General features: G+C 58.0%; 22 protein-coding genes, 1 pseudogene and 1 riboswitch. Of the genes and pseudogenes, 12 read left to right on the forward strand and 11 right to left on the reverse strand.

The window, feature by feature from the left end; translation table 11 throughout:
* Positions 1–17 precede the first annotated feature (17 nt).
* The 6 genes from DSCA_RS30295 to DSCA_RS30320 all read left to right on the forward strand — a co-directional run bounded on the left by DSCA_RS30295 (position 18) and on the right by DSCA_RS30320 (position 6087).
* Positions 18–452, forward strand: a complete 435-nt coding sequence (locus tag DSCA_RS30295) for a response regulator (RefSeq protein WP_155319972.1) — start codon at positions 18–20, stop codon at positions 450–452.
* A gap of 9 nt (positions 453–461) precedes the next feature.
* Positions 462–857 (forward strand): response regulator, encoded by a 396-nt coding sequence (locus DSCA_RS30300; protein WP_155319973.1) that lies wholly within the window; start codon positions 462–464, stop codon positions 855–857.
* On the forward strand, positions 854–1285 hold the full coding sequence (locus tag DSCA_RS30305; protein ID WP_155319974.1) for a response regulator: 432 nt from the start codon (positions 854–856) through the stop codon (positions 1283–1285). Before DSCA_RS30300 ends, DSCA_RS30305 begins: the two co-directional genes overlap by 4 nt.
* A gap of 16 nt (positions 1286–1301) precedes the next feature.
* Positions 1302–2594, forward strand: coding sequence for a sulfite exporter TauE/SafE family protein (locus DSCA_RS30310; RefSeq protein ID WP_155319975.1), 1293 nt, complete (start codon positions 1302–1304; stop codon positions 2592–2594).
* Positions 2591–3280, forward strand: a complete 690-nt coding sequence (locus DSCA_RS30315) for a hypothetical protein (RefSeq protein WP_155319976.1) — start codon at positions 2591–2593, stop codon at positions 3278–3280. Before DSCA_RS30310 ends, DSCA_RS30315 begins: the two co-directional genes overlap by 4 nt.
* Positions 3281–3459: 179 nt before the next feature.
* On the forward strand, positions 3460–6087 hold the full coding sequence (locus tag DSCA_RS30320) for a PEP/pyruvate-binding domain-containing protein (RefSeq protein WP_155319977.1): 2628 nt from the start codon (positions 3460–3462) through the stop codon (positions 6085–6087).
* A 42-nt stretch (positions 6088–6129) separates the two neighbouring features.
* Here the strand turns inward: DSCA_RS30320 and DSCA_RS30325 are convergent, their stop codons facing one another.
* From DSCA_RS30325 to DSCA_RS32195, 5 genes and pseudogenes are all read right to left on the reverse strand, one after another.
* Entirely contained in the window at positions 6130–7188 is a 1059-nt protein-coding gene (locus DSCA_RS30325; RefSeq protein WP_155319978.1) for a proline racemase family protein, read from the reverse strand.
* Positions 7189–7197: 9 nt separating this feature from the next.
* Positions 7198–8157: an ornithine cyclodeaminase family protein gene (locus DSCA_RS30330; protein WP_167528019.1), complete on the reverse strand. Its 960-nt coding sequence runs from the start codon at positions 8155–8157 to the stop codon at positions 7198–7200.
* 54 nt (positions 8158–8211) lie between these two features.
* Positions 8212–8553: an AAA-type ATPase lid domain-containing protein gene (locus DSCA_RS32190; protein WP_456236726.1), complete on the reverse strand. Its 342-nt coding sequence runs from the start codon at positions 8551–8553 to the stop codon at positions 8212–8214.
* Positions 8539–8601 (reverse strand): annotated as a pseudogene (locus DSCA_RS33085) (hypothetical protein); the annotation flags it as partial. The pseudogene DSCA_RS33085 and the gene DSCA_RS32190, both read right to left, overlap by 15 nt.
* Positions 8602–8613: 12 nt before the next feature.
* Positions 8614–9003, reverse strand: a complete 390-nt coding sequence (locus tag DSCA_RS32195) for a transcriptional regulator (protein WP_155319980.1) — start codon at positions 9001–9003, stop codon at positions 8614–8616.
* 459 nt (positions 9004–9462) lie between these two features.
* On the opposite strand from DSCA_RS32195, the gene DSCA_RS30345 reads away from it, so the two are divergent.
* The 3 genes from DSCA_RS30345 to cobT all read left to right on the forward strand — a co-directional run bounded on the left by DSCA_RS30345 (position 9463) and on the right by cobT (position 13661).
* A complete protein-coding gene (locus tag DSCA_RS30345) occupies positions 9463–10665 on the forward strand; it encodes a multidrug effflux MFS transporter (protein WP_155319981.1) in 1203 nt (400 codons plus the stop codon).
* Positions 10666–10796: 131 nt separating this feature from the next.
* A riboswitch (cobalamin riboswitch) is annotated at positions 10797–11010 on the forward strand.
* Between the two features lie 106 nt (positions 11011–11116).
* Positions 11117–12430, forward strand: a complete 1314-nt coding sequence (gene thiC / locus DSCA_RS30350) for a phosphomethylpyrimidine synthase ThiC (protein WP_155319982.1) — start codon at positions 11117–11119, stop codon at positions 12428–12430.
* Between the two features lie 169 nt (positions 12431–12599).
* Entirely contained in the window at positions 12600–13661 is a 1062-nt protein-coding gene (cobT, locus tag DSCA_RS30355; protein WP_155319983.1) for a nicotinate-nucleotide--dimethylbenzimidazole phosphoribosyltransferase, read from the forward strand.
* A gap of 146 nt (positions 13662–13807) precedes the next feature.
* Here the strand turns inward: cobT and DSCA_RS30360 are convergent, their stop codons facing one another.
* Entirely contained in the window at positions 13808–14080 is a 273-nt protein-coding gene (locus tag DSCA_RS30360; protein ID WP_155319984.1) for a hypothetical protein, read from the reverse strand.
* Between the two features lie 26 nt (positions 14081–14106).
* Here DSCA_RS30360 and tyrS point away from each other — a divergent pair, with 26 nt between their 5' ends.
* Positions 14107–15390 (forward strand): tyrosine--tRNA ligase, encoded by a 1284-nt coding sequence (gene tyrS, locus DSCA_RS30365; RefSeq protein ID WP_155320606.1) that lies wholly within the window; start codon positions 14107–14109, stop codon positions 15388–15390.
* A 53-nt stretch (positions 15391–15443) separates the two neighbouring features.
* On the opposite strand, the gene DSCA_RS30370 is transcribed toward tyrS, so the two are convergent.
* The 5 genes from DSCA_RS30370 to DSCA_RS30390 form a co-directional block, all read right to left on the reverse strand.
* Positions 15444–16028, reverse strand: coding sequence for an IMPACT family protein (locus tag DSCA_RS30370; protein WP_155319985.1), 585 nt, complete (start codon positions 16026–16028; stop codon positions 15444–15446).
* A 37-nt stretch (positions 16029–16065) separates the two neighbouring features.
* Positions 16066–17004 carry a WXG100 family type VII secretion target gene (locus DSCA_RS30375; RefSeq protein ID WP_155319986.1) on the reverse strand — a complete coding sequence of 313 codons (939 nt, stop codon included), beginning with the start codon at positions 17002–17004 and terminating at the stop codon, positions 16066–16068.
* A gap of 66 nt (positions 17005–17070) precedes the next feature.
* Positions 17071–17820, reverse strand: a complete 750-nt coding sequence (locus DSCA_RS30380; RefSeq protein ID WP_155319987.1) for a hypothetical protein — start codon at positions 17818–17820, stop codon at positions 17071–17073.
* 185 nt (positions 17821–18005) lie between these two features.
* Positions 18006–18656 (reverse strand): CPBP family intramembrane glutamic endopeptidase, encoded by a 651-nt coding sequence (locus DSCA_RS30385; protein WP_155319988.1) that lies wholly within the window; start codon positions 18654–18656, stop codon positions 18006–18008.
* A complete protein-coding gene (locus DSCA_RS30390; RefSeq protein WP_155319989.1) occupies positions 18620–20122 on the reverse strand; it encodes an MFS transporter in 1503 nt (500 codons plus the stop codon). The genes DSCA_RS30385 and DSCA_RS30390 overlap by 37 nt, the downstream gene beginning before the upstream one ends.
* Positions 20123–20264: 142 nt before the next feature.
* On the opposite strand from DSCA_RS30390, the gene DSCA_RS30395 reads away from it, so the two are divergent.
* Together DSCA_RS30395 and DSCA_RS32085 are read left to right on the forward strand one after the other, a co-directional pair.
* Positions 20265–21551: a thiolase family protein gene (locus tag DSCA_RS30395; RefSeq protein ID WP_155319990.1), complete on the forward strand. Its 1287-nt coding sequence runs from the start codon at positions 20265–20267 to the stop codon at positions 21549–21551.
* 106 nt (positions 21552–21657) lie between these two features.
* On the forward strand, positions 21658–21813 hold the full coding sequence (locus DSCA_RS32085) for a hypothetical protein (protein ID WP_167528020.1): 156 nt from the start codon (positions 21658–21660) through the stop codon (positions 21811–21813).
* The last annotated feature ends 293 nt before the right edge of the window (positions 21814–22106 follow it).

The raw sequence follows: 22106 nt of genomic DNA on the forward strand, positions 1-22106 counted from the left end.
CCATAAGGAGAAAAACAATGACAATCGCTAATTTGCTTCTGGTCGATGACGAAACCGCCTTTGTGGACGCCATGGCCCGGCGTCTGAAGAAACGCGATTTCGAGGTCTTCACCGCACATTCGGGGATGGACGCCCTGGATGTGCTCAGCCAAAACGGCGAGAAAATCGAGGTCGTCATTCTGGATGTCAAAATGCCCGGTATGGACGGTATCGAAACCCTTGCCGAAATCAAGCGAAAATACCCTTTGATCGAGGTCGTGATGCTGACGGGGCATGCCACTGTCTCCTCCGCCATCGACGGCATGAAACAGGGTGCCTTTGACTATCTGATGAAACCTTGCGACATGGCGGTCCTCGTAGACAAAGTCAATGAGGCGGCCGCCAAAAAGCGTCAGCAGGAGGAGAAAATTATCGAAGCCCGGATGAAGGCCATCACTACCCGGCGCGCATAGGTGTCTATCATGAAATCAATCCCGAACGAACCGATTCGGCTGCTGCTGATCGACGATGAAGACGCTTTCGTCCGTGTGCTGACCAAAAGGATGGCCAAGCGGCATATCGATGTAACCCCCGCCTTCAGCGGCACCGAGGCGCTTCAGCGCATGCGCCGGGCGGATTTTGACGTGGCGATGCTGGATCTCAAAATGGAGGGCATGGATGGCATCGAAGTCTTGAAAATACTCAAGAAAATGGTTCCCCAACTGCCCGTTATCATGCTGACCGGTCACGGGTGCCACGTTTCGGCCCAGGATGCCATTGCCAACGGTGCCTTTGATTATCTTTCGAAACCCTACGACTTCGAAGACCTTCTGCATAAAATCCGCGAGGCCCATCAAAGCGGAAAGGATGCCTTATGACCGATTTCACGGTGATGTTGGTGGACGATGAGAAGGATTTCCTCGAGCCGTTGGCCAAACGCCTGGAGAAACGCAATCTGCGTGTGCTCAAGGCAGGCAACGGTGAGGCCGGTCTGGAGATGATCCGGCAGACGCCTGTGGATCTTGTGTTGCTGGATGTGCGCATGCCCGGGATGGACGGGATCGAGGTGCTGCGGGCCATAAAGGCTTCCGATCCGACGATCGAGGTGGTCCTGCTGACGGGGCACGCCAGTGTCGAGGCTGCTTATGAGGGCATTGCCCAGGGGGCTTTTGACTACCTGATGAAACCCGTCGGTATCGATGAACTTATGTTCAAACTTCAGGATGCTTACAAGGCCCGCACGATAAGCTTGAAATGCAACAAACAGGGGGCTTCCCCTGATGAGTGCAACCAAAAATTTCAATGAAAGGAGCTTGATTGCCATGAGTTTTTTCAAACAATGGGCGCAATTCATGCTCGCCGGCGCGAAAGCACATGCCCGGTGGGAGAAGGAGATGTCCGACAACATTCTGGGGAGTCCCAAACGTTTGATGGTTCTTGGACTGTTTTTGCTGCCGGTTATCGTCGGCGGCATTGCCTTTGCGGATCAGTTGGTCAGCGAGATACCGGATGTGCTGGGGGGTAAGAAGGCTTACAGCCCGTCCTTTTTCACCACCGGCATCTTTCTGGCTTCAATCCTGATCGGCCTTGGCGCCGGATTGATTACCGGCTGCATCGGCGCCGGGGGCGGTTTCATCATCGCTCCGGCCCTGATGAGTGCCGGCATCAAAGGTATCCTGGCCGTTGGCACCGACCTTTTTCACATTTTTGCCAAGGCCATCATGGGCAGCGTGATCCATCGAAAACTGGGAAACATTTCGGTTCCCCTGGCGCTGATTTTTCTTATCGGCGCCATTCTTGGGGCAACCTGCGGGGGCGTGATCAACCGTGTGCTCTACGAGATCAATCCCGTGCTGAGCGATGCCTTCATCACCACGATTTATGTTCTCATGCTGGGGTTGCTGGGGATGTATGCCCTGACGGATTTTCTCAAAGCCCGCAGTAGGGGGGATGCCGGCGGGGCCCACGATCATGGCGGCAAGTCCGAAGGTGCCGATCTTGGGTCCCTGCCCCAGAAACTGCAGGGCATGCGGATTCCTCCCATGGTTACCTTCGATAAGGATATCGTTCCCGGGGGGCGCCAGATTTCTTCTGTCTTTCTGGTGCTCAGCGGTGCCCTGGTGGGATTTGCGGCGGCGATCATGGGTGTCGGTGGCGGGTTTTTGACCTTTCCGATTTTTGTCTATGTACTGGGTGTTTCCTCCATGACCACGGTTGGCACAGACATCTTCCAGATCGTCTTTACCGCCGGTTATGCCGCTGTCAGCCAGTACGCCATTTACGGGTTCATTTTCTACACACTGGCCATGGGCATGCTGCTCGGTTCGCTCATCGGCATCCAGATCGGGGCCATGGTCACCAAGGTTGTCAGCGGCATCACCATCCGCGGGTTCTACGCAATGGCCGTGCTGGCGGGGTTCGTCAACCGGGTTTTTGCCCTGCCCGGCAAACTCGGCGCCATGGACATCATTTCCATCGCACCGGCTACGGCCAAGATCCTCGACACGATTGGTATCTGGGCCTTTTTCATCGTGATCGGCGGTTTCGGCGTTTGGGTGATTGGCACCTTTTTGCGCAATATCAAGAACCTCAAGAAAGCGGAGGTGGCATCATGATAGCGGATAAGAAGATCTTTTTCATGGGGTCCGGCCTGCTGGTCGGGTTTGCGGTGGTGTTTTGCATCCTGTTTATGCCGATCTTCGGCGCCGGACAAAATGCGCTGAACTATTTTGACAATCTGTTTAATTCCATTTCCAAAGGGTCGGCCTATTACATTCCGGATCTGGTCAAAAAAAATGAGGCCTTTGACGGTCGGGAGGTCGCGGTGACAATCGATGCCGGTTCCGCAGAGCAGGCGGAGCGCACGACCATGCTGCTCTGGAAGGCCGGAGCCGCGGCCGAAGTCGATGACACCAAGGTTTCGTTAAAGGGTGATCTGGGAAGAATTCTGGCGGCCGGCCTCGAGGACGCCGATCTTCTGTTTCACAACCGATCCGAGGCCCTGCAGACCAAGTACGGCTTTGACGGGCGCGAGGCGCTCTACAGCTGGTGGAACGCCCTCAAGGGAATGGACAAGGAACTTAAGAAGCAAAAGCAATTTGAGAATGCCGCATTTGTGGCCACGGTGCAGGCCAAGGCCGTCGAGGTGGCGTTCAACTTCAACGGCATCGAGCCTCAGAATATTACCGACAAGATATGGATCGTTATCTTTGCCCTGGCGTTTTACATCATCTACACGTTATGGTTCGGCTTTTCCATCATGTACATGTTCGAAGGCTGGGGAATGGAACTTGAGCATTAACACCATCGACCCGGGGTCTTTCCGCACTCTTTACCGGATGCGGGAAGACCCTGATGATCAGCGCGTAAAAACACACCCGGCATGAACCCACACCGAACGCCCCGAAATTACGGGCTGCCGGGAAGTCGTGCCGGGTCTGCAATGACCCCTTTGATTGTTATGCGAGGCGTGGCCAGACCATGATGGGACGCATTCGAGAGTATTTGAAGCACCGGTTTTCCCGATCCCGGCCGACCCTTTCCGAGGAAGCGGCCGAGCAACTGCGGGTGGACTTCAAAGACCGATATCACCACTTCAAGCTGCTGCTAAGCGCAAACAAGCACGCACTCGAGAAGATGGCCGAAATCGAAGGTGCCCTGCGGGGTGGGGGCGCCTTCGGCATGACCTTCGTCCGGTCGGTCTGTACCGAAGTCGCGGCTTCCGTAATGCGCATGATCCGTTATATGAAGATATTGGCGCCGGATAAATATCCGGAGCTATTACATCGCTTTAAAGCGATTCAGGAGGAGATCCTGACGCTTCTGGAAGCCTCCTTTCGTCCCCACGTCGATTCCGCCCTTGTTGTCCCCCTCAGCGTCATTGATCACACCTGGAGGGAGCAGACTGGTGGAAAGATGGCCAATCTGGGGGAACTTCATCGCCATACCCAGTTGATCGTCCCTGACGGCTTTGTGATCACCACCGCCGCCTATATGCGGTTCATGGCCCATTCCGGTCTTCAGGATGAAATAGACCGCCTCCTCCAGGTAACCACCGCGGATGACACCGCCGGTCTGCTGGCCTTGAGTTCACGCATCCAACAGGTCGTGCGCAAAGCACCCATTCCCCCGGATCTTGCAAGTGCCATCGGTTTGGCCTGGAAGGCATTGGCGGCTCGACATGGCACCGGGTTCAGGATCGCACTGCGCAGCAGCAGCCTGTTTGAAGACAGTGAAGCCGTTGCTTTCGCGGGGCAGTTCAAGACGGAACTCAATATCTCTCAGGACCATCTCCTGACGTCTTATCGGGAAGTGGTGGCCAGCAAGTACAGCCTGCAGGCCTTGACCTATCGTCTCAGGCGAGGCATCCGGGACGAAGATTTAGCGGTCGCTGTGGGCGCCATGGTCATGGTGGACGCCGTGACCGGCGGTGTGGCCTATTCGGTCAATCCGGTGGACCCGGCGGACCGCAGCGTTCATATCGATGCGGCCTGGGGGCTGCCCAAGACAATCGTCGACGGATCGGCGGCCTTCGACAGCTTTACCGTGGACAGGTCTCCGGAGCCGCGCCTTTCCAGACAGACCATCAGACATAAGCGCGACCTTTTTGTCTGTAATCCGGAGGATGGCGTCTGCCAGATCGTCGCCGCTGGTGAAATGACGGACCGTCCTTGTCTGACCCCGGAACAGGCGGTCGCTGTCGCTAGGGTAACGCTGGATATTGAGGCCCACTACAGCCGCCCCCAGGACATTGAATGGGCATTGACCTCAGATGGCAGGGTCACCGTGCTGCAATGCCGCCCCCTTTCCGTGTCGGCTGGGGAAGAGGGGGGGATGGAGCCCCCAGCCACTGTTACGGAGGCCGACGTTTTATTGGAGGGCGGCGTTACGGCCAGCCCGGGTGCCGGCAGCGGTCCCGTGTTTCTGGCCGACAGATACGCAGACGCGCCCAAGTTTCCGTCGGGTGCCGTGCTTGTGGTGCGCCAGGCGGCGCCTCATTGGGCAACGCTGATCGGTCGCGCAAGCGCCGTTGTTTCTGAACAAGGCGGTTTCGCAGGCCACCTGGCCAACGTGGCCCGGGAATTCGGTGTGCCCGCCCTTTTCGGCTGTGCGGATGCCATGGTGCGTCTTGCGGCCGATACAGAGGTGACTTTGGATGCCGATCGCCGGAAGGTTTACGCCGGGATAATCGAAGGGCTTCAGGCGCGGCCTCCCAAGGCGATCAATCCCATGGTAGACTCACCGGTATATCAGTTGCTTAAAAAACTCGACCGGCTGATCGTTCCCCTGAACCTTTTAGACCCGACCGCACGGGAATTTCATGCGAAGAACTGCCGGACCCTCCATGACATCACCCGGTTTCTGCATGAGAAATCCGTTCAGGAGATGTTCAACTTCGGCAAGGATCACCAGTTTCCCGAGCGTTCCAGCAAACAACTCTTTTTCGAAGTGCCCATGCAGTGGTGGGTGCTCAACCTGGATGATGGCTTCAAAGAGGAAGTCGACGGGAAATATGTGCACCTGGAGAATATCGCCTCAGAGCCCATGCGGGCCTTTTGGGAAGGTTTTACGGCCATTCCCTGGGCGGGCCCACCCCCCATCGATCATCGGGGACTGGCTTCAGTACTCTTTCAGTCCACCGCCAACACAGCCCTCACCACGGGGCGCCAGAGCCGCTATGCCGAAAAGAATTATTTCATGATCTCGCGCCATTACTGCAATCTAAGCTCCAGATTGGGCTATCACTTCGCAACGCTCGAAGCCCTGGTCAGCGAACGCGCGCCAGAAAACTACATCACGTTTCAGTTCAAGGGGGGGGCGGCCGACATCGAGCGGCGCCTCAGGCGTGTGCATTTCATTGCCGAACTGCTGGAAAACTACGCTTTTCGTGTCACGACGCAGGAGGACCACCTGACCGCCCGAATTGACAACGACGATTGCGAGTTCATGTATGAACGCCTGAAAATCCTCGGATATTTTTCACTGCATACCCGCCAGATCGACATGGTCATGAAAAACAGCGCACGAGTGAACGCGTTACGGAAAAAGATGCTTGCCGACATCGATGGCGAACTCCTCGACCCGGCATCTGCAGGTCAGCGCGACTGACTGGCCGGCAGCCCTTCGAATTTTGCCAGCGATATTATCGTCCTACACTGGCCAGATGTCACCCATCCTGAAGCCTTCCGGAAATGGATCTGATGGGTCGAGGACGTAGGTGTTGAATCCGGTTATCCACGACTGCCCGCTCAAGGTAGGCACAACAGCTTTAAAATGCCCGACTTTGGTTTCTCTGATCAATCTGCCCGTAAAAATGGTTCCCAGCAAGCCTTCATGTTTGAAGTCTTGGTTAAGTTGAAGTTCACCTTTGGCATATAGCGCCGCCATTTTAGCGCATGTTCCCGTTCCGCAGGGACACCGGTCCAGTGCACCCGTCCAGGTTTCTGGTTTGTCCCAATTTAATGGACCGGTTGCTACCGTTACTGCATTTTTTAAATCCCTTTCAGGGCGGGTTGGCGGGCCAGAAATCAGCGAAATAGTCACATTCTTGAAATCGGGATTTTCCGGATGCACTACTGGTATTTGTTCGGCAGCGGCGGCGGTCAACCTGGAAGAAATATTCCTAATGCGCCGTCCATTTTGAACATCCAATGTTAATCCGTCAAATTGATTGGCGTCGGCAATAACATAGAACATGCCACCCCATGCAACATCAACGGTCACCTTGCCCAGCCCTTTCACATCAATTTCGACATCCGAGCGGATTGAAAATGCAGGTACATTCTCAAAAGTTACATTGACCACTTTGCCATCAATGCAATCGGCTTTGATGTCAATGAGTCCCGCAGGAGATTCAAGCGTCAATTCGGTAACTGGTTCCTGCATTGGCAATATACCGGTCTCTAAGAGGACCGTGGCCACCGATATCGTATTGCCACCGGACATGGGGGGATATTCGGTCTGTTCCATGACGATGAATCCGGCATCGGCTTCCGGATGGCAGGGGGGAACGATAAGGTTGCAGCACACGGCCGGATACCCGCGCGGTTCCCGGAGCATCATCAGACGCAGGTCGTCCCCTTCGGTTTCCAGCCATCTCATTTTCTCAAGAACGGTTGCTCCGGGGATATGCGGTACGCCGCCGGTGATGACGCGCATGGGTTCTCCGGCATGGGTGTCTACTGCGGTGATCATTTTCTTGAATGTCATGCTGTGTCCTTATTGCTCGGAATCACGGGATGAGAAAGCGACATCTTGGCCGAACCCTTTTGACAGGCACGCTTCATGGGCAAACAGCGCCAGGGCCATGTCGAGCACCGAGAAGCCAACACTTTCATAGATCGTGATATCTTTTTCGGACTTACGGCCGGGGATTTCCCCTGACATGATACGATCCAGAGCCGCGACGACGTCCTTATTCGCCAGGCAGGCCAGATCTCCCGACGCGTTCAATGTATCTCGGGGGACGTCGGTCACGATACGGTCCGCCCGGTTGACGGTTTTCTCATCCAGTTCCTGCATATCCAAATTGTAGGATCCCATGGCGTTGATATGGCATCCCGGAGACAGATCATCACCATCGAGCACCGGTTTGCGACTGGTGGTGCAGGTGCATACAATCTGTGCATCCCGGACACAGCCCCGGCTTGATTCGGCCACCAGGCATTCCACGTCGAGTACTTCTTGCGCATATGTTGCAAACACCCTGGCCTGGCGCGGGTTCAAATCGAAAATATTGACCCGTTCGATCTTCATCACCCTGCAAATGGCTGCCAGGACCGGTCGTGAAAGGACGCCGCTGCCGATAATACCCACCACCCGTGTATCGGGCCGCGCCAGATGCCTGGCGGCAATGGCCGCGGCAACGCCGGTTTTGATGCTGGTCATCTCCATAAAATCCATGACGGCCCGGGGCTGGCCGGTAACATTGCTGTACAGAAAATATTGGCTGAGCACGGTAGGCAGCCCCCGACCGGCATTTTCCGAAAACGTCGTGGCCTGCTTGAATCCGTAGTATTGTTTGCGGATATGGGTTGCCGGTAAAACAAGGGAGGTGTCGCCGGGTTTTCCGCAGGGCGCCATCAGCCGGCCTCCGAGGGCGATATCGCCTCGATTGTAATCCATGAAGGCCTGTTCGAGGGCCCCGATGGCGTCATCAAGGGTGACCGCGCGGGACAAATCCTCTGCCGAGTAAAATCGAATTTTTTTGCTCCATCATTTCGGTAGAACGTCTCAGGCGGACCCCAGCGTGCGGCACAGTTGCGGAAGCTCAGGGAGATAAATGGCACCGTGATGCGTCCGGTTCTGGTTGTTGTAGCCGCTTCCCATCCGCTGGCAGTTGTTCATGAAGTAGGAGGAAAGATGATGCCTGCGGATCGTGTTCTCCCCATGGAGAATGCTCAGACTGGATTTCAGGGTGTGTTCCAGTTTTCTGACGTTTCCCGGCCAGCTATAGCGGTTGAACATCTCATCGACCGCTTCGGAAACATCCACCCGGTGGTGCCGGGACCGATCCGCCCACTGGTCTAAAAAATACCGGCACAGCAGCGGGATGTCGGCACAGTTGATGGGAATAAACGGGTTTTTCCGCCTGGCCGATGAATGGTGGATGGATTGGGCGAAAAGCTCTTTGCCTCAGCCGGTTTCGGCCCAGATCAGGGCCGATAAGTCGGTCTGGCTGTTGGACTTTGCATAGGCGACCGCATTTTTAAACTGAGGGTCTTCACCCACAAGCGAATCGAAGGTGTAGTGTTCCCTTTTACCGGCCGGGCGTTTGTCCGGCGGCGGTGGCTCCCGGCATTCGTATTTCTCGATCAACCGCTGGCTGATCTGCAGATTCAGTGAAAAATGGATCACCCCCTCCACTTTCCCATGAGAATACAGCGGAAACGTCGAGCAGAGCGAGTTGACAAGTTGGTTTTTATGGGAGTAGTAGAGGATCGTCTTTTTGATGATCGGCTTGCCGCTTTTGATCGTCCGAATGGAAATATGCCGTTCCTTTTCCATGGGATAAAAATCGACCATATTTTTTGCCGATAATAGCCACATCCTGCAATTCATCGGTTCGGATCAGAAGGCGGTTGATGTAAAGCACGACGCCGTCTTTATCCATAATCATGATGCCCAGCAAAGAGTTATCCCATATCTGGCGGTACGCCGGGGATAGAACCGTCTCCAAGTTGAGGTCTTTATCACGCAGCACGCATCCTTATCAGGCAGGGTCCCGATTCGTCGACCAACGGGCCAATCGTACCAGATTTTTTATTCATGATATAGTGACAGCGGGGAAAATCTGAATGGGGTGCCGCTGGCAACCGGCCTTATCCCTTCGCTCTGTTCCATCGTTTCATCCGGCGAATGGGCGACGCAATTGGCAGGCAGTTGGGTGTGGGTTGAAAAAAAAGGGTCGGTGCCGGTACAAACCGGTGACCAGAGGCCGCTTTCGGCGATTAGAATAAGATGAATAAAGGATTTCCTGAACAGATGAAACGCGGTCCGGGATACCGGGAATTTGTCACCCTGATGGCGGTCATGATATCCATAACGGCCCTGTCCATCGATATGATGTTGCCGGCGCTGCCGGAGATCGGCAGGGATCTTCGTGTGGGGCACGCCAACGATGTCCAGCTCGTTGTTACCGTATTGCTGTTCGGCATGGGAATCGGTCAGCTGGTGTTCGGCCCCCTTGCGGATTCATTCGGCAGAAAACCCGTCATTCTTACCGGTTTTGTCATTTTTATCATGGGATGCTGGTTGTCTGTCTTTTCCAGCCGATTTGAGGTGATGGTGATCGGGAGAATGATTCAGGGCATTGGTACGGGCGGACCACGAACGGCAATCCTTGCCCTTGTCAGAGACCAGTACGGCGGTCGGGCCATGGCCCGCATCATGTCCGTTGTGATGGCGATTTTTATCGTTGTACCGGCCATCGCACCGGCTGTGGGACAGGCCGTCTTGCTGACAATGGGGTGGCGGGCCATTTTCGGTGTTTTGATGATTCAGGGGTTTGTCGCTTTGACGTGGTTTGCCGTCAGGCAGCCGGAGACGCTTTCCCGGGACGATCGCATTCCCTTTTCCGGCAGTCGAATTCTGGATGCTGTCCTCGGCGTGTGCAAAAATCGCCGCTCCATGGGGTACACCCTCGCTTCGGGGTTCATCGCCGGCGCGCTTATGTCGTATCTGAGCAGCGCACAGCAACTCTTCCAGGAGGTGTACGGTCTGGGCAGGGAATTTCCCATCTACATGGCCGTTCTGGCGCTCTTCGTGGGCGGGGCCTCCTTCGTGAATTCCCGCATCGTCATGCGATTCGGAATGCGGGCGCTGTCCCACCGGGCGGTTCTGTTATTTATCGTTCTGACGACGATGTTTCTCGCGGCCACCTGTCAGATGGGCGGTCGACCACCGCTATGGCTGATGATGGCCTTTTTCGCACCGTCGTTTTTCTGCATGGGAATACTCTTTGGAAATTTGAGTGCCATCGCCATGGATCCGTTGAAGCATATGGCAGGCATCGGTGCAGCGATTGTCGGATCGTTGTCCAATTTCATCTCTTCCTCATCGGGTGCACTGGTCGGAAGATGCTATGACGGCTCTGCGCTTCCGCTTGCCTGTGGATTGGTTATTCTGGGGATTTTAACGGCAATCGCCATGCGATGGTCGGAAAAGCCCCCGGTGGTGAAAAGATAATCTTGCCAATGGTCAAAACGAGCCGGATCGTATGGCGTTCGATAGGGGGCATGAATTGGGGTGACATCTGCGGCCGTCAGGGAAAAAATCCATTGACAGCCGGCACCGCTTCTTTTAAACCATGGCCACAATTGGCTGTTGAACCTTTCGGTGCCCGCATTCCACATGGAGTGCAAGGGATAATAGGGAACCCGGTGTGATTCCGGGGCGAACCCGTCGCTGTGAGCGGGGACGAAGGCCGCCAGAACCACTGTGCCGCGAATGTTTTTTTCGAAACGGCACGGGAAGGGGCGGCCGGTAGGACGATCCGCGAGTCAGAAAACCTGCCGCAAGGAGGTCCGTCTTGGTGGTGATGGCAAAACCCCAGGCTGAAAATTTATTTTTCGGCACGGGGTTTTTTAGTTTGGCCGAAGATGCCGGCTTCCCCGTCCCGAACCCAAAGGGAATACCTATGAAGACTCAGATTGAACTGGCAAGGGAAGGGATCACTACCGAACAGATGCAGACCGTTGCCGACGACGAGAACATGGACGCGGCCATGATCAGGGACTGCGTGGCCAAAGGGCAGATCGTCATTCCCAACAACCCCTTTCGCAAGGGGCAGAAAGTGGTGGGCATCGGCCGGGGCCTGAGCACCAAGGTGAATGCCTCCATCGGGACGTCGTCGGACATCTGCGATATCGACATGGAGGTGAGAAAAGCGCTGGCCGCCGAACAGGAGGGTGCCGATACCCTCATGGAACTGTCCGCCGGCGGCGACCTGGACGCCGTGCGCCGGGCCGTGCTGGCCGCCACCACCCGTCCGGTGGGAAACGTTCCCCTCTATCAGGCCTTCAAGGAAACGACCCGCAAGTACCAGAATCCGGCCCGGCTGGATCCGGAGTATCTGTTCGACCTCATCGAGCAGCAGCTGGCCGACGGGCTCAGCTTTATGGCCATCCACTGCGGTATCAACCAGTACACCATCCGGCGGTTGAGAAAACAGGGGTTCCGATACGGCGGCCTGGCCTCCAAGGGGGGCACCTTCATGGTGGCCTGGATGGACATGAACAAAAAGGAAAATCCCCTTTATGAGCAATTCGACCGGGTGTGCGGCCTGATGAAAAAATACGACGCCGTGCTTTCCCTGGGCAACGGCATCCGGGCCGGCGCCATTCACGACAGCCACGACCGTGCCCAGATGGCGGAGATGATCATCAACTGCGAACTGGCCGAGATCGGCCGGGAGATGGGCTGCCAGACCATGGTGGAAGGCCCGGGGCATGTGCCCATGGACGAGATCGCCGGCAATATCATGCTGGAAAAGCGCATGAGCGGACACGCCCCCTATTACGTGCTGGGACCGATCCCGTCGGATGTCGGGGCCGGCTACGACCACGTGACCGCTGCCATCGGCGCGGCGAACTCGGCCCGGCACGGCGCCGATCTGATCTGCTATATCACCCCGGCCGAACACCTGGCCCTGCCCACGGAGGACGATGTTCGCGAAGGCGTGCGCGTCACCCGTCTGGCCGTGCATATCGGCGATCTGAGCAAATACCCCGAGCGGCGGGACAGGGACAAGCAGGCCGCCATGGCCAGGCGGGACATGCGCTGGGACGATCTGCAGGAACTGCTGCTGTTCCCGGAGGTGGCCCGGTCCATCCGCGACAGCCGCCGGCCGGAAGTGTCGGAAACCTGCACCATGTGCGGTGACTTCTGTGCCATGAAAAAAGGCATGGAAGTTTTTAACCAGGATATCAGCGGAGACAAGATATCCTCGTGAAGGGGCATTGATCGCCCCGGGCCGTCGTTCCCGCCATGACGAAATCTTCAACGCCGCGCAGCGGCGCCTCCGGTTTCGTCATCGCCGGGTCCCTGGCGGGTCGCAGGTTCCGATCAGCGGAGACCCAACATCTGCCATTTCACCACAACCATTCGATACTGGAGGCATCATGGATCTCATCGAAAGAAGCATTGCATCGATCCAACCGATCGATGCCGTAATGTTAGACCAGGCAAACGAACGGCTGGCCAACCAGGCCCGGCCGGCCGGCAGTCTGGGGCTGCTGGAGCCGGCATCGGCCCGCCTGGCGGCCATTTTCGGCACCCTGGATGTGCGCCTGGACAACAAGGTGATCATCACCTGTGCCGGTGACCATGGCGTGACCGACGAAGGGGTCAGCCTGTTTCCCCAGGAGGTTACCCCCCAGATGGTGTTCAACTTCGTCAACGGGGGGGCCTCCATCAATGTCCTTGGCCGGCATGCCGGCGCGCGGGTGATCGCTGCGGACCTGGGCGTCAATTACGATTTCGAACCGGACCTGCCCATCTTCCACAAAAAGGTCGGCAAGGGTACCGCCAATTTTGCACGGGTGCCGGCCATGAGCCGCCAGGACGCGGAAAAAAGCGTGGCGGCCGGCATCGAGATCGTCAACGAACTGCTCGCCGAAGGCCCGCTGAGCATGCTGGGTACCGGCGACATGGGCATCGGCAACACCACGCCGTCCTCAGCCGTGATCGCCGCTTTCTCCGGCATAGCGGTGGAGAAGCTGACCGGTCGGGGCACCGGCATCGACGATGCGGCCCTGGCCAACAAGATCCGGGTCATCGAACAGGCCCTGGCCCTCCATCGGCCTGATCCCAAAGACCCGCTGGATGTACTGGCCAAGGTCGGGGGCTTCGAGATCGGCGGCCTGGCCGGTCTGGTGATCGGCGCCGCGGCGTCCGGCATCCCCGTCGTGTGCGACGGGCTGATCGCAACTGCCGGTGCCCTGATCGCCTGCGAACTGGCGCCTGCGGCCAAATCATACCTGTTTGCCAGCCACCGGTCGGTGGAGGTGGGGCACCGCTTCATGCATGAACGGCTGGGCGTCGAACCCCTGCTGGATCTTCAATTCCGGCTGGGGGAGGGCACGGGGGCGGCGGTCGCCATGGAACTGCTCGACGCCGCCACCCGGGTGCTGTGCGACATCAAGACCTTCGAAGAGGTGGCCATCGTGGATGCGCAGAAGTGAGCCGCGCCGGCGGGAGGGGATCGGTTTTTACTTGTGGGCTCGCGCTCTTGCGGTCGCTATCCCCTGTCGATGCGGAAGGGTTGACATTCGGCTTCTGCCGGCATAATGATGCATCCCATTGGAGGGTGGACAGTTGACACACGGGGTTACACAGAAACGATATTATTGCGGGTATTGCTTATATCCGTTGCCCCGTGGTGCACCCCATCCGACATGAAGTAAAATAAAGTGAATTCCAAAGCCGCGGAGCAAGAGACCTCCGCGGCTTTTTTCATGGAGAGGGCCGCGCGGATTTCCTGGCGATGCGGCCCTTTTTTATGGCGATGCCCGGTATACGCCCCCGCCAGGCGATGCGGCTTCGGTAAAAACCGCTTTTGATACCCATTGATTCCCCGCTGAAATGCGGCGGGGGCGTTCATTCAATTCAACCCGAAAGGAAATGATGATGTGTGTGCTCGACATCCTGAAAAATCGCGGCTTCATTGAAAAACAAACCCACGATGCTGAACTCGAGGCCTATCTGGGACAAAAAGGGGCGCGTTGCTACATCGGTTTCGACCCCACTGCCGACAGCCTTCACGTGGGCCATCTGATCCCCATCATGTCCCTGGCCCATATGCAGCGATGCGGGCACCGTCCCATTGCGCTGGTCGGTGGCGGCACCGGCATGATCGGCGATCCCAGCGGAAAGACGGAGATGCGCAAGATGATGACCGCGGCAACCATCGGAAACAACGTGAATGCAATCCAGGCGCAGCTTTCCCGTTTTGTTGATTTTGATGATGGCGCCCTTCTGGTGAACAATGCAGACTGGCTGGCCGGCCTCGAGCTCATCCCTTTTTTGAGGGATGTCGGCCGTCATTTCAGCGTCAACCGCATGATCAAGGCGGAAAGCTACCGCCAGCGAATCGAATCGGAGGAAGGCCTGAACTTCATTGAATTCAACTACATGCTGCTTCAGTCCTTCGATTTCCTCAAGCTCTTCGACAATCACAACTGCAGGCTCCAGATGGGCGGCAGCGACCAGTGGGGCAACATCATCGCCGGCGCGGACCTGGTGAGAAGGAAGCGTCAGGAGACGGTCTTTGGCATTACCTTCCGGCTGATCACCAAAAGCGACGGCAGCAAAATGGGCAAAAGTGCCAGCGGCGCCGTATGGCTGGACCCGGAAAAGACTTCCCCTTACGAGTATTACCAGTTCTGGATCAACACCGACGACCGGGACGTGAGCCGGTTCATCGCTCTTTTTACCTTTCTTCCCCTGGCGGAAATCAAGGCGCTTGAACGGCTTTCAGGCGCGGATCTGAACTGTGCCAAGACCATCCTCGCGTTCGAGGCGACGGTGCTGGCCCATGGGCGGGAGGATGCGTTAACGGCACATGCTGCGGCAGCAGGGGCTTTCGGCGGCCGGAAAATTCCTCATGGAATGCTGCCCTCCAGCGGTATCCCGAGGGAGCGCCTCGCCGACACCGTAAACAGCCTCCCCACCACCTTGTTCGACAGGAATGAGATCGCGGGGGGCATCCCCGCCTACCAGCTGTTCCAGCGGGTGGGGCTTGCCAGGTCGGCCGGGGAGGCGCGCCGGCTCATCGGCCAGAACGGCGCATACATCAACGAGAACAGAGTGGTGGCTTTCGACTTCAGGGTCGGCCCCCGGGAGCTGAGAAATGGTGAAATCGTTTTGAGAGCGGGGAAAAAAAGATATCATCGGATCGTGCTCGACGGATAAGCGTTGGACGGGATGCCGACTGCCGGCGCCGGCATCGGCATCCCACGCCCGGCTCAGCACCCGGACAGCAGTTCCATGGTTCCGGCACTGGCATCGGTCAGGGCGGCAACCAGGGCCTTGCAATCTGCCCGGCCGACTTTCAATTGGATGTCAAGCCCCGTGTCCGTGTACGCTTCCCCCAGTTTCGTCGCACCGAAGCGGTCGATGATGGCATACAACGCGCCAATATGATCGAACGCGATCCTCAGCTTGATATGGGCCATCGGTACGATGCGCTTCAGTCGGGCACCCTGCAGGCATTTCGCCGAGCAGCCGCCATAGGCCCGGGCCAACCCGCCGGCCCCCAGTTTGACGCCGCCATAATACCTGATGACCACCACCATGACGCCATCGATATCCTGTTTTTCGATGGCGTTCAGAATCGGTTTTCCGGCGGTTCCCCCGGGCTCACCATCGTCCGAAAAGCGGTACTTCGGCCCTATTCTATACGCCCAGCAGTGGTGGGTCGCCCGTGCTTCCCGTATCCGTTCCAGGAATGCCGCTGCCTCCCCGGGACTGGATACGCTCGCGGCTCTGGCAATAAACCGGCTTTTTTTGATCTCTTCCCGGAAAACCGCCTCCTGGGTCAACGTATACATCGATCTCCCACCATCTTGTGCGTCTGCACTTGCGTTGCTATCCGGCGCGCTGGCCCCGGGGGCGCTCGTAGGCATCCACCAGGTCCTGCCAGGCCTGTTTGTAAACGGTCAGGGCCTTGGCCAGTTCGGGAATCACCTGCTCCGCCACACTGTCGTAGCGCCGGCGGTCCATGGGATTGACGTTTTCGTATCGGGTGGCTTTCAGGTAGGTCAGCGTTTCGATGGCAAAAACCATTCGCCGGGCGCGCTGCGGGGTCGGCGGACGATAGCGGTAGGTGTTCCGGATGGTCTCAACTTTTTTCGGATCCGGCGGCAGCAGCGCCAGGATGTTCCCGGTACCCGTGCAAAGGGTCTGGTGTGCATTCTTGAGGCGCTCCAGAAGATCTCTCAGATCCGTCCGGCTGCGGGATACCGTGTCGGCCACCTGCCGGATTTCGTCGGGCAACGGCTGTTTGCCGTATTCCACGTCGGTCTGGAAAAAGCGGGCCAGTTCCAGGCCGGGGGACCCCTTGAGCCGGCTGCCTTCGATCCGCCGGCGGATGTCCGAAAAACGCTGGCAGTCCGCGTTGCAGATATACAGCATCTTGTCCATGAGGATGTCGTTCAGGATACCTGCGGACGGGATCTCCGGGGTGTTCAGCTGCCGCTGCAATACCCCGCAGGTCCGCTCGATGCAGTCATTCATCAGGGAGCGCATGAACAGCGGGCCTTTGATGCGGATCTTCGCCGCGCGCCGCTTGAGTCGTTTGACCCCCATGTAGATACCGACCATCAGCCAGGCGATGACGATCAGCGGCAGCACCGGACCGAATCGCCCCATCCGGGTCAAGGTGCCGGTAAGATCCAGGGCCGAATAGACCACAATGGTCAGAACCAGCCCGAGAAAGAGGGTGGCGGCTACCGCGTTCACGGCGAACCCGCTTTCATTCATGGCCTCGGGGCGGTATCGCTGGTGGTCAGGGCGGATTGAAGGCATGGGCGTGCGGTTCGGTTCAACGGTAGAATCAGTCGGCTTGCCGGTCCCCACGGATTTGTCGCTGTCTCATTTGGAAGGGGGCATGATTTTCAGGGCTTCCCGCTCTTCGGACGGCTTCTGGGATTCCGGCAGAAGCATTTGCTTCTGGCTGATCAGCTTGCCGTTTTTATCGATCACCGTATCGTCTTCCATGATCAGAAAACCCAGTTTTTCCATGACATCATTGCGATAGCGGTACTCGTGTTCCATGTGCCGCTTGCTGAGCTTGTAGTTGCTGACGATCCAGGCGATGCCGAAAATCATGCCGGCCACCAGCAGGACGCCGCAGGCGATCAGGCTGTAGGTGACCATCTTTTCACCGGCATTGAAAATAAAAAGAAAGATGGCGTCCAGTTTGTAAAACAATACCGTACAGGCCACGATGACGAACAGCATCGGCAGAAAAGGCACCTTTTTCATGTGGGTGAGAAACAGGTTGAACTGGAAGAGCTTGGATCGGCTGTCGTCTGTTTCCGTGCCTTCACCCCCGTCCTCTCCGGCCACCGGCGAGTTGCCGAAGATGAACTGGTTGAATGCCAGGATAAATACACCCAGCAGGAAGGTGATGGCCACCGGCGTAATGAAGGAGACGTAAAAATAGAACTTCCACGGGAAGGGGCCTTTGTCCGGGCCCAGATTCCCCAGAAAACTCACCAGGAAGATCAGGATCTCCACGGCAATGATAAACCAGAGGTAGTTGATGAAAAAACTCTTCAGTTCCACCCCGTCAAAAAGGGTGGCCAGTCCACTATGTTTTTCTTTTTTATCGGCACTCATTGGAATTCACTGATTGGTTTGGGTAAGGTTCCCAACCTGAATTGGAACCCGTATTTTAAAGTCGATACGAGGGCCGGTCGCTGCCCCGTAATGCGAAAAATCCTTGTTGCGAGATCTAAATCTATTAAAACAGCCGGGAACTGTCAAGCCGCGAATATCGGACCGGCTGGTTTCCATCGCCATGTTCATCCATGAAAAAAAGGCAGGGAGAGGGTGAAAATTGCCAGGTTCCCCAATGTGTGGACGACGATGGGTGTCATCAGGCTTTTGCCCGTGTGGTAGGCGACGGCGAAGACAATCCCCCCCACGATCTGGGTGACGGGAATGGCCGGGCCCGGGTGAATGGCGGCAAACAGGGCGGTGGAAATCAGGACGGCCGCCGGAAGTCCCCAGCGGCGCAGATAGCCGAATATCAGCCCCCTGAAGACGAGCTCTTCGGCCACGGGGGCCAGGAGGCCCCCCACGAAAAAGAACAGGGCCCGGTGATAGATCGCTTCTGGCAGCGGTGTGCGGATCAGGGGCAGCGGATTGCGTCCGGACAGGAAAAAAACCAGAAATAAAAGCCCCGCCACCGCGGCGAAACCGGCGGACCAGGCCAGCCCCTTTCTGAGTCCGGCCAGCATGTCTTTTTTCCCCAGGCCCAGCGCATTCACGCCGCCGGCCTGGAATCCGGCCAGTGTCAATACCGCCAGCATCTGAATGGCCCGGGTGGCGGCGATCAGCCACAGCCGCGCCGACGGTGTGCGTGCGCCCAGGGCGGCCGCCGCCAGTTCGACCAGCACCACGGCCAGCAGGGATGCTAATAGGAAAGCAGTTGAGATCGGGGCTGGACCCATCCCAGTGTCCTCAAGGCACGGTAGCCATACATCTGTATGTACCAGTGGGAAGCGGCGTTGATCCGGTCGATGATCTGCGGAATCACGGCACGGTTTTTACGTTCACCCATGGCCCACAGGGCCTGGCAGGCAACGATGGGCACCGGATCGTCGGCAAGGGCCATCAGCATGGCATGGGAAACCGGATTTCTGGCGTAGGCCAGGCTTCGCGCCAGCCAGTAACGTTCGGTGACATGGGGGCTTTCATCGAGCCGGTATCGTTTGGCCTCAACGGCAATGTCCCGGCGGTCTTCGCATGCCTGCCGGAGCGCGGTGATGCGGTCGACCCCGACGGGGGCGGAAAGCGCAACGGCCGGACGGGCAGGGGCCGCCGCGGCGTGCCCCTGGTAGACCGGCATCAGCAGGATGACGCCGGCCAGGATACAAAGGGCGGCGGCGATGATGTCGGATATCCCCGCGGTAAAAAATAAACCGGGCAGGGAGCCCAGCGTGCAGAACAGGATGGTAAAAAGCACGAGGGGGAATCCCAGCAGCAGGCAGCCCAGGGTCAGCGTCCTGAACATGCGATTGCGGTCCTGTTCCCGGGAATAGGCTGCCAGCACCTCGGCTGGATTGCCGAACATTTCCTGTTCCGGTACGTGAAGGATGATCCGCTGGTTGAATCCCAGGGAAAATTGTTTTTTCCGGGGGTCATGGCCGATGGTCAGGTCGGCCGGGGTGCCTGCCGGTATGGGCAGGTAGTCATGGGCGCGGACGGTCCGCTCAATACGGCTCCAGTGGGACCGGTCGAGGGTGTCGCCGAGCACGCAGGTGCGGATCTGTTTCTGTTCCAGGGACTTGAATGCCTCGGCGGGGAACAGGGTGTAGGCGTAGTAGGCGTTGGTGATGGACCGTCCGGCACGGCTGGCCAGCAGCAGGTGGTCGCGGATGTTGGTGAACATGTGGCGGTCCAGCACCAGGCCCCACAACAGGGCCAGGATGATGGCCGCGGATACGGGCCAGAAGACACCTGTGGGCGACAGCAGGGTCGTGCGGGCCGGCATCAGCTGGATGGCGGCAATCCCGGTGACCGGCGGCACCACCAGAAGGTAGGCGGAGGCCACCATATTCCAGCCGTTGTGGTTGACCAGGAAAAGGCCGGTGGTCCACAGGACCAGGCAGCAGCCGGTCGCCGTCCAGCGCCTGCGGAAAACCCGGTCCCACAGCCAGGCACCGATCAGGGTGGCCAGCGAGAGGCCGGCGCCGATGCTCAGGGTGAAGAAGACCCCGCCGGCCATGGCCGGCGCCAGGCGGTTGAGGTCTTCCGTGATGAGCTTGTTGGGGACGGCGAGGTAGCCCGCGCGCATCACCGTTTCCGTGGCCTGCAGGAGGTCCAGGTTGGACAGGTAGACGTGGGCGGTGGCCACGATCTGGGCACTCAGCAGGCCGACGAAAAGCACTGCCGGGGCGTATAGGCGGCGTTTCATTTCGTATTGGACACTTTCGCGGATTCTGTGGTATTGACCAAAACCGTTACGTCTGACGTTTTTGCCTGGAAGTTAACGGTCGGCAACCTTTTTGATTCATACCAGTTGAACTGCCAAGAAGCAACTACAGGAGGAGAACACCATGAGAGAAGTCGTTATTGTCAGCGGTGCCCGAACCGCGGTGGGATCATTCGGCGGATCATTGAAAACCATCCCGGTGGTGGATCTGGGGGCCACCGTCATGAAGGATACGCTCAAAAGAGCCGGCGTCAGGCCGCAGTCCAGCGACGCGATGAAGGCGGCCGGGCCGGATGCCCTCAAAGACCAGGGCCTCATCGAGCTGGAAGAAAAGGCCATGGACTGGGGGGATGATCTGCCGGCGGTGTGCATTGACGAAGTCATTATGGGCAACGTACTGCAGGCGGGCCAGGGGCAAAATCCCGCCCGCCAGGCCATGGTTCGCGCCGGCCTGCCCAAGGAGACGCCGGCTTTTTCGATCAACAAGGTGTGCGGCAGCGGTCTCAAGGCCATTGCACTGGGGGCATCGGCCATCATGACCGGTGAATCGGATGTCGTTCTGGCCGGGGGCATGGAGAACATGAGCCTGGCCCCCATGGCCCTGCCCAAGGCCCGCTGGGGGCACCGCATGGAGCTGACCGGCACCGGGGATATCTATGACCTGATGGTGTTCGACGGCCTGTATGAGATTTTTTACGGCTACCACATGGGCATGACCGCGGAAAATATCGCCAGTCTCTACGATATCAGCCGCCAGGAACAGGACGAACTGGGGGTGCTCAGCCATACCCGTGCCCGTGCCGCCATCACCGGAGGCCTCTTTGCCGAGGAGATCGTCCCGGTGACGGTCAAATCCCGCAAAGGGGACACGATCGTCGATACCGACGAGCGCCCCATGGACACCAGCATGGAAAAAATGGCCCGGTTGCGGCCGGCATTCAAGCGTGACGGCACCGTTACCGCCGGCAACGCCTCGGGCATCAATGACGGCGCCGCGGCGGTGCTGCTGATGAGCGCGGACCGGGCCAGGGACCTCGGACTGACGCCCATCGTCAAGATCAAGGCCTTTCGTTCCGGCGGTCTGGATCCGGCCTACATGGGACTGGGGCCGGTTCCGGCCGTGAAAAAAGTGCTGGCGGCAACGGGAATGACGCTGGATGACATCGGCATGATCGAACTCAACGAGGCCTTTGCCTCCCAGGCCATCGGCTGCATGCGGGAGTTGGGCATCGAGACGGATCGCCCCAACGAACTGGGCAGCGGCATTTCCCTGGGGCATCCCATCGGCTGCACCGGTGCGCGGCAGATGGTCAGTGGTATGAATCAGATGCAGCGCAAAGGCTATTCCACCGGGCTGATCACCATGTGCATCGGCGGCGGCATGGGCATGGCGATGGTGATCGAGAGATGATTTTTTCCTTTACTTTTTCGGCTGTTATTGGTAAATATCGTCCGTTTTCGGGGATCGCAGATAAACCCCTCGCCAAAGACGGCTGCAACGGTGACAGGAGATAACTATGGATATCAGCAGAAAGTTGGGGATTCTCGTGTTTTGTGGCGTTCCCGCCATTATCGGCGGCGGGATCATCTATGGGGTGGCCGGCAGCTATATCCCGGTCGCTGTCTATGAATTGTTGCTTTATCTCGTTGCCGGTGCCATCATCAGCAAGTAAGCCGCCCGGCCGAATCTCCGTCGATTCCGGCTGACCTTGACCATCAGCGCCTGACGCATTCAACCTATATTCTGCGCAAATGCCTCTTTTCTCGTTATACAGGCGTTTGCGCAGATTACGTTAGGGTCGCGGCAAACCACGACCCCGACCGCCAGGCAGGATGTGGACGCGTATCCCGCGGCGGCGTGACGGCACCGCCCCTGAAGAAGGCCGGATACGTCATTTTCTGCGTCCGAAGCGTGCGGCGGACAGGCATCGGCAGAACCTGCCTGCCGCCCTGACCGATGCGGGCT

This window comes from Desulfosarcina alkanivorans (genome assembly GCF_009688945.1).
Taxonomy (GTDB): domain Bacteria; phylum Desulfobacterota; class Desulfobacteria; order Desulfobacterales; family Desulfosarcinaceae; genus Desulfosarcina; species Desulfosarcina alkanivorans.

What these genes read in the sequence shown, in the direction of transcription:
- DSCA_RS30295 (WP_155319972.1), top strand. Translation starts at nt 18, where the DNA reads ATGACAATCGCTAATTTGCTTCTGGTCGATGACGAAACCGCCTTTGTG.
- DSCA_RS30300 (WP_155319973.1), top strand. Translation starts at nt 462, where the DNA reads ATGAAATCAATCCCGAACGAACCGATTCGGCTGCTGCTGATCGACGAT.
- DSCA_RS30305 (WP_155319974.1), top strand. Translation starts at nt 854, where the DNA reads ATGACCGATTTCACGGTGATGTTGGTGGACGATGAGAAGGATTTCCTC.
- DSCA_RS30310 (WP_155319975.1), top strand. Translation starts at nt 1,302, where the DNA reads ATGAGTTTTTTCAAACAATGGGCGCAATTCATGCTCGCCGGCGCGAAA.
- DSCA_RS30315 (WP_155319976.1), top strand. Translation starts at nt 2,591, where the DNA reads ATGATAGCGGATAAGAAGATCTTTTTCATGGGGTCCGGCCTGCTGGTC.
- DSCA_RS30320 (WP_155319977.1), top strand. Translation starts at nt 3,460, where the DNA reads ATGATGGGACGCATTCGAGAGTATTTGAAGCACCGGTTTTCCCGATCC.
- DSCA_RS30325 (WP_155319978.1), bottom strand. Translation starts at nt 7,188, where the DNA reads ATGACATTCAAGAAAATGATCACCGCAGTAGACACCCATGCCGGAGAA.
- DSCA_RS32195 (WP_155319980.1), bottom strand. Translation starts at nt 9,003, where the DNA reads ATGGTCGATTTTTATCCCATGGAAAAGGAACGGCATATTTCCATTCGG.
- DSCA_RS30345 (WP_155319981.1), top strand. Translation starts at nt 9,463, where the DNA reads ATGAAACGCGGTCCGGGATACCGGGAATTTGTCACCCTGATGGCGGTC.
- thiC (WP_155319982.1), top strand. Translation starts at nt 11,117, where the DNA reads ATGAAGACTCAGATTGAACTGGCAAGGGAAGGGATCACTACCGAACAG.
- cobT (WP_155319983.1), top strand. Translation starts at nt 12,600, where the DNA reads ATGGATCTCATCGAAAGAAGCATTGCATCGATCCAACCGATCGATGCC.
- DSCA_RS30360 (WP_155319984.1), bottom strand. Translation starts at nt 14,080, where the DNA reads ATGAACGCCCCCGCCGCATTTCAGCGGGGAATCAATGGGTATCAAAAG.
- tyrS (WP_155320606.1), top strand. Translation starts at nt 14,107, where the DNA reads ATGTGTGTGCTCGACATCCTGAAAAATCGCGGCTTCATTGAAAAACAA.
- DSCA_RS30370 (WP_155319985.1), bottom strand. Translation starts at nt 16,028, where the DNA reads ATGTATACGTTGACCCAGGAGGCGGTTTTCCGGGAAGAGATCAAAAAA.
- DSCA_RS30375 (WP_155319986.1), bottom strand. Translation starts at nt 17,004, where the DNA reads ATGCCTTCAATCCGCCCTGACCACCAGCGATACCGCCCCGAGGCCATG.
- DSCA_RS30380 (WP_155319987.1), bottom strand. Translation starts at nt 17,820, where the DNA reads ATGAGTGCCGATAAAAAAGAAAAACATAGTGGACTGGCCACCCTTTTT.
- DSCA_RS30385 (WP_155319988.1), bottom strand. Translation starts at nt 18,656, where the DNA reads ATGGGTCCAGCCCCGATCTCAACTGCTTTCCTATTAGCATCCCTGCTG.
- DSCA_RS30390 (WP_155319989.1), bottom strand. Translation starts at nt 20,122, where the DNA reads ATGAAACGCCGCCTATACGCCCCGGCAGTGCTTTTCGTCGGCCTGCTG.
- DSCA_RS30395 (WP_155319990.1), top strand. Translation starts at nt 20,265, where the DNA reads ATGAGAGAAGTCGTTATTGTCAGCGGTGCCCGAACCGCGGTGGGATCA.
- DSCA_RS32085 (WP_167528020.1), top strand. Translation starts at nt 21,658, where the DNA reads ATGGATATCAGCAGAAAGTTGGGGATTCTCGTGTTTTGTGGCGTTCCC.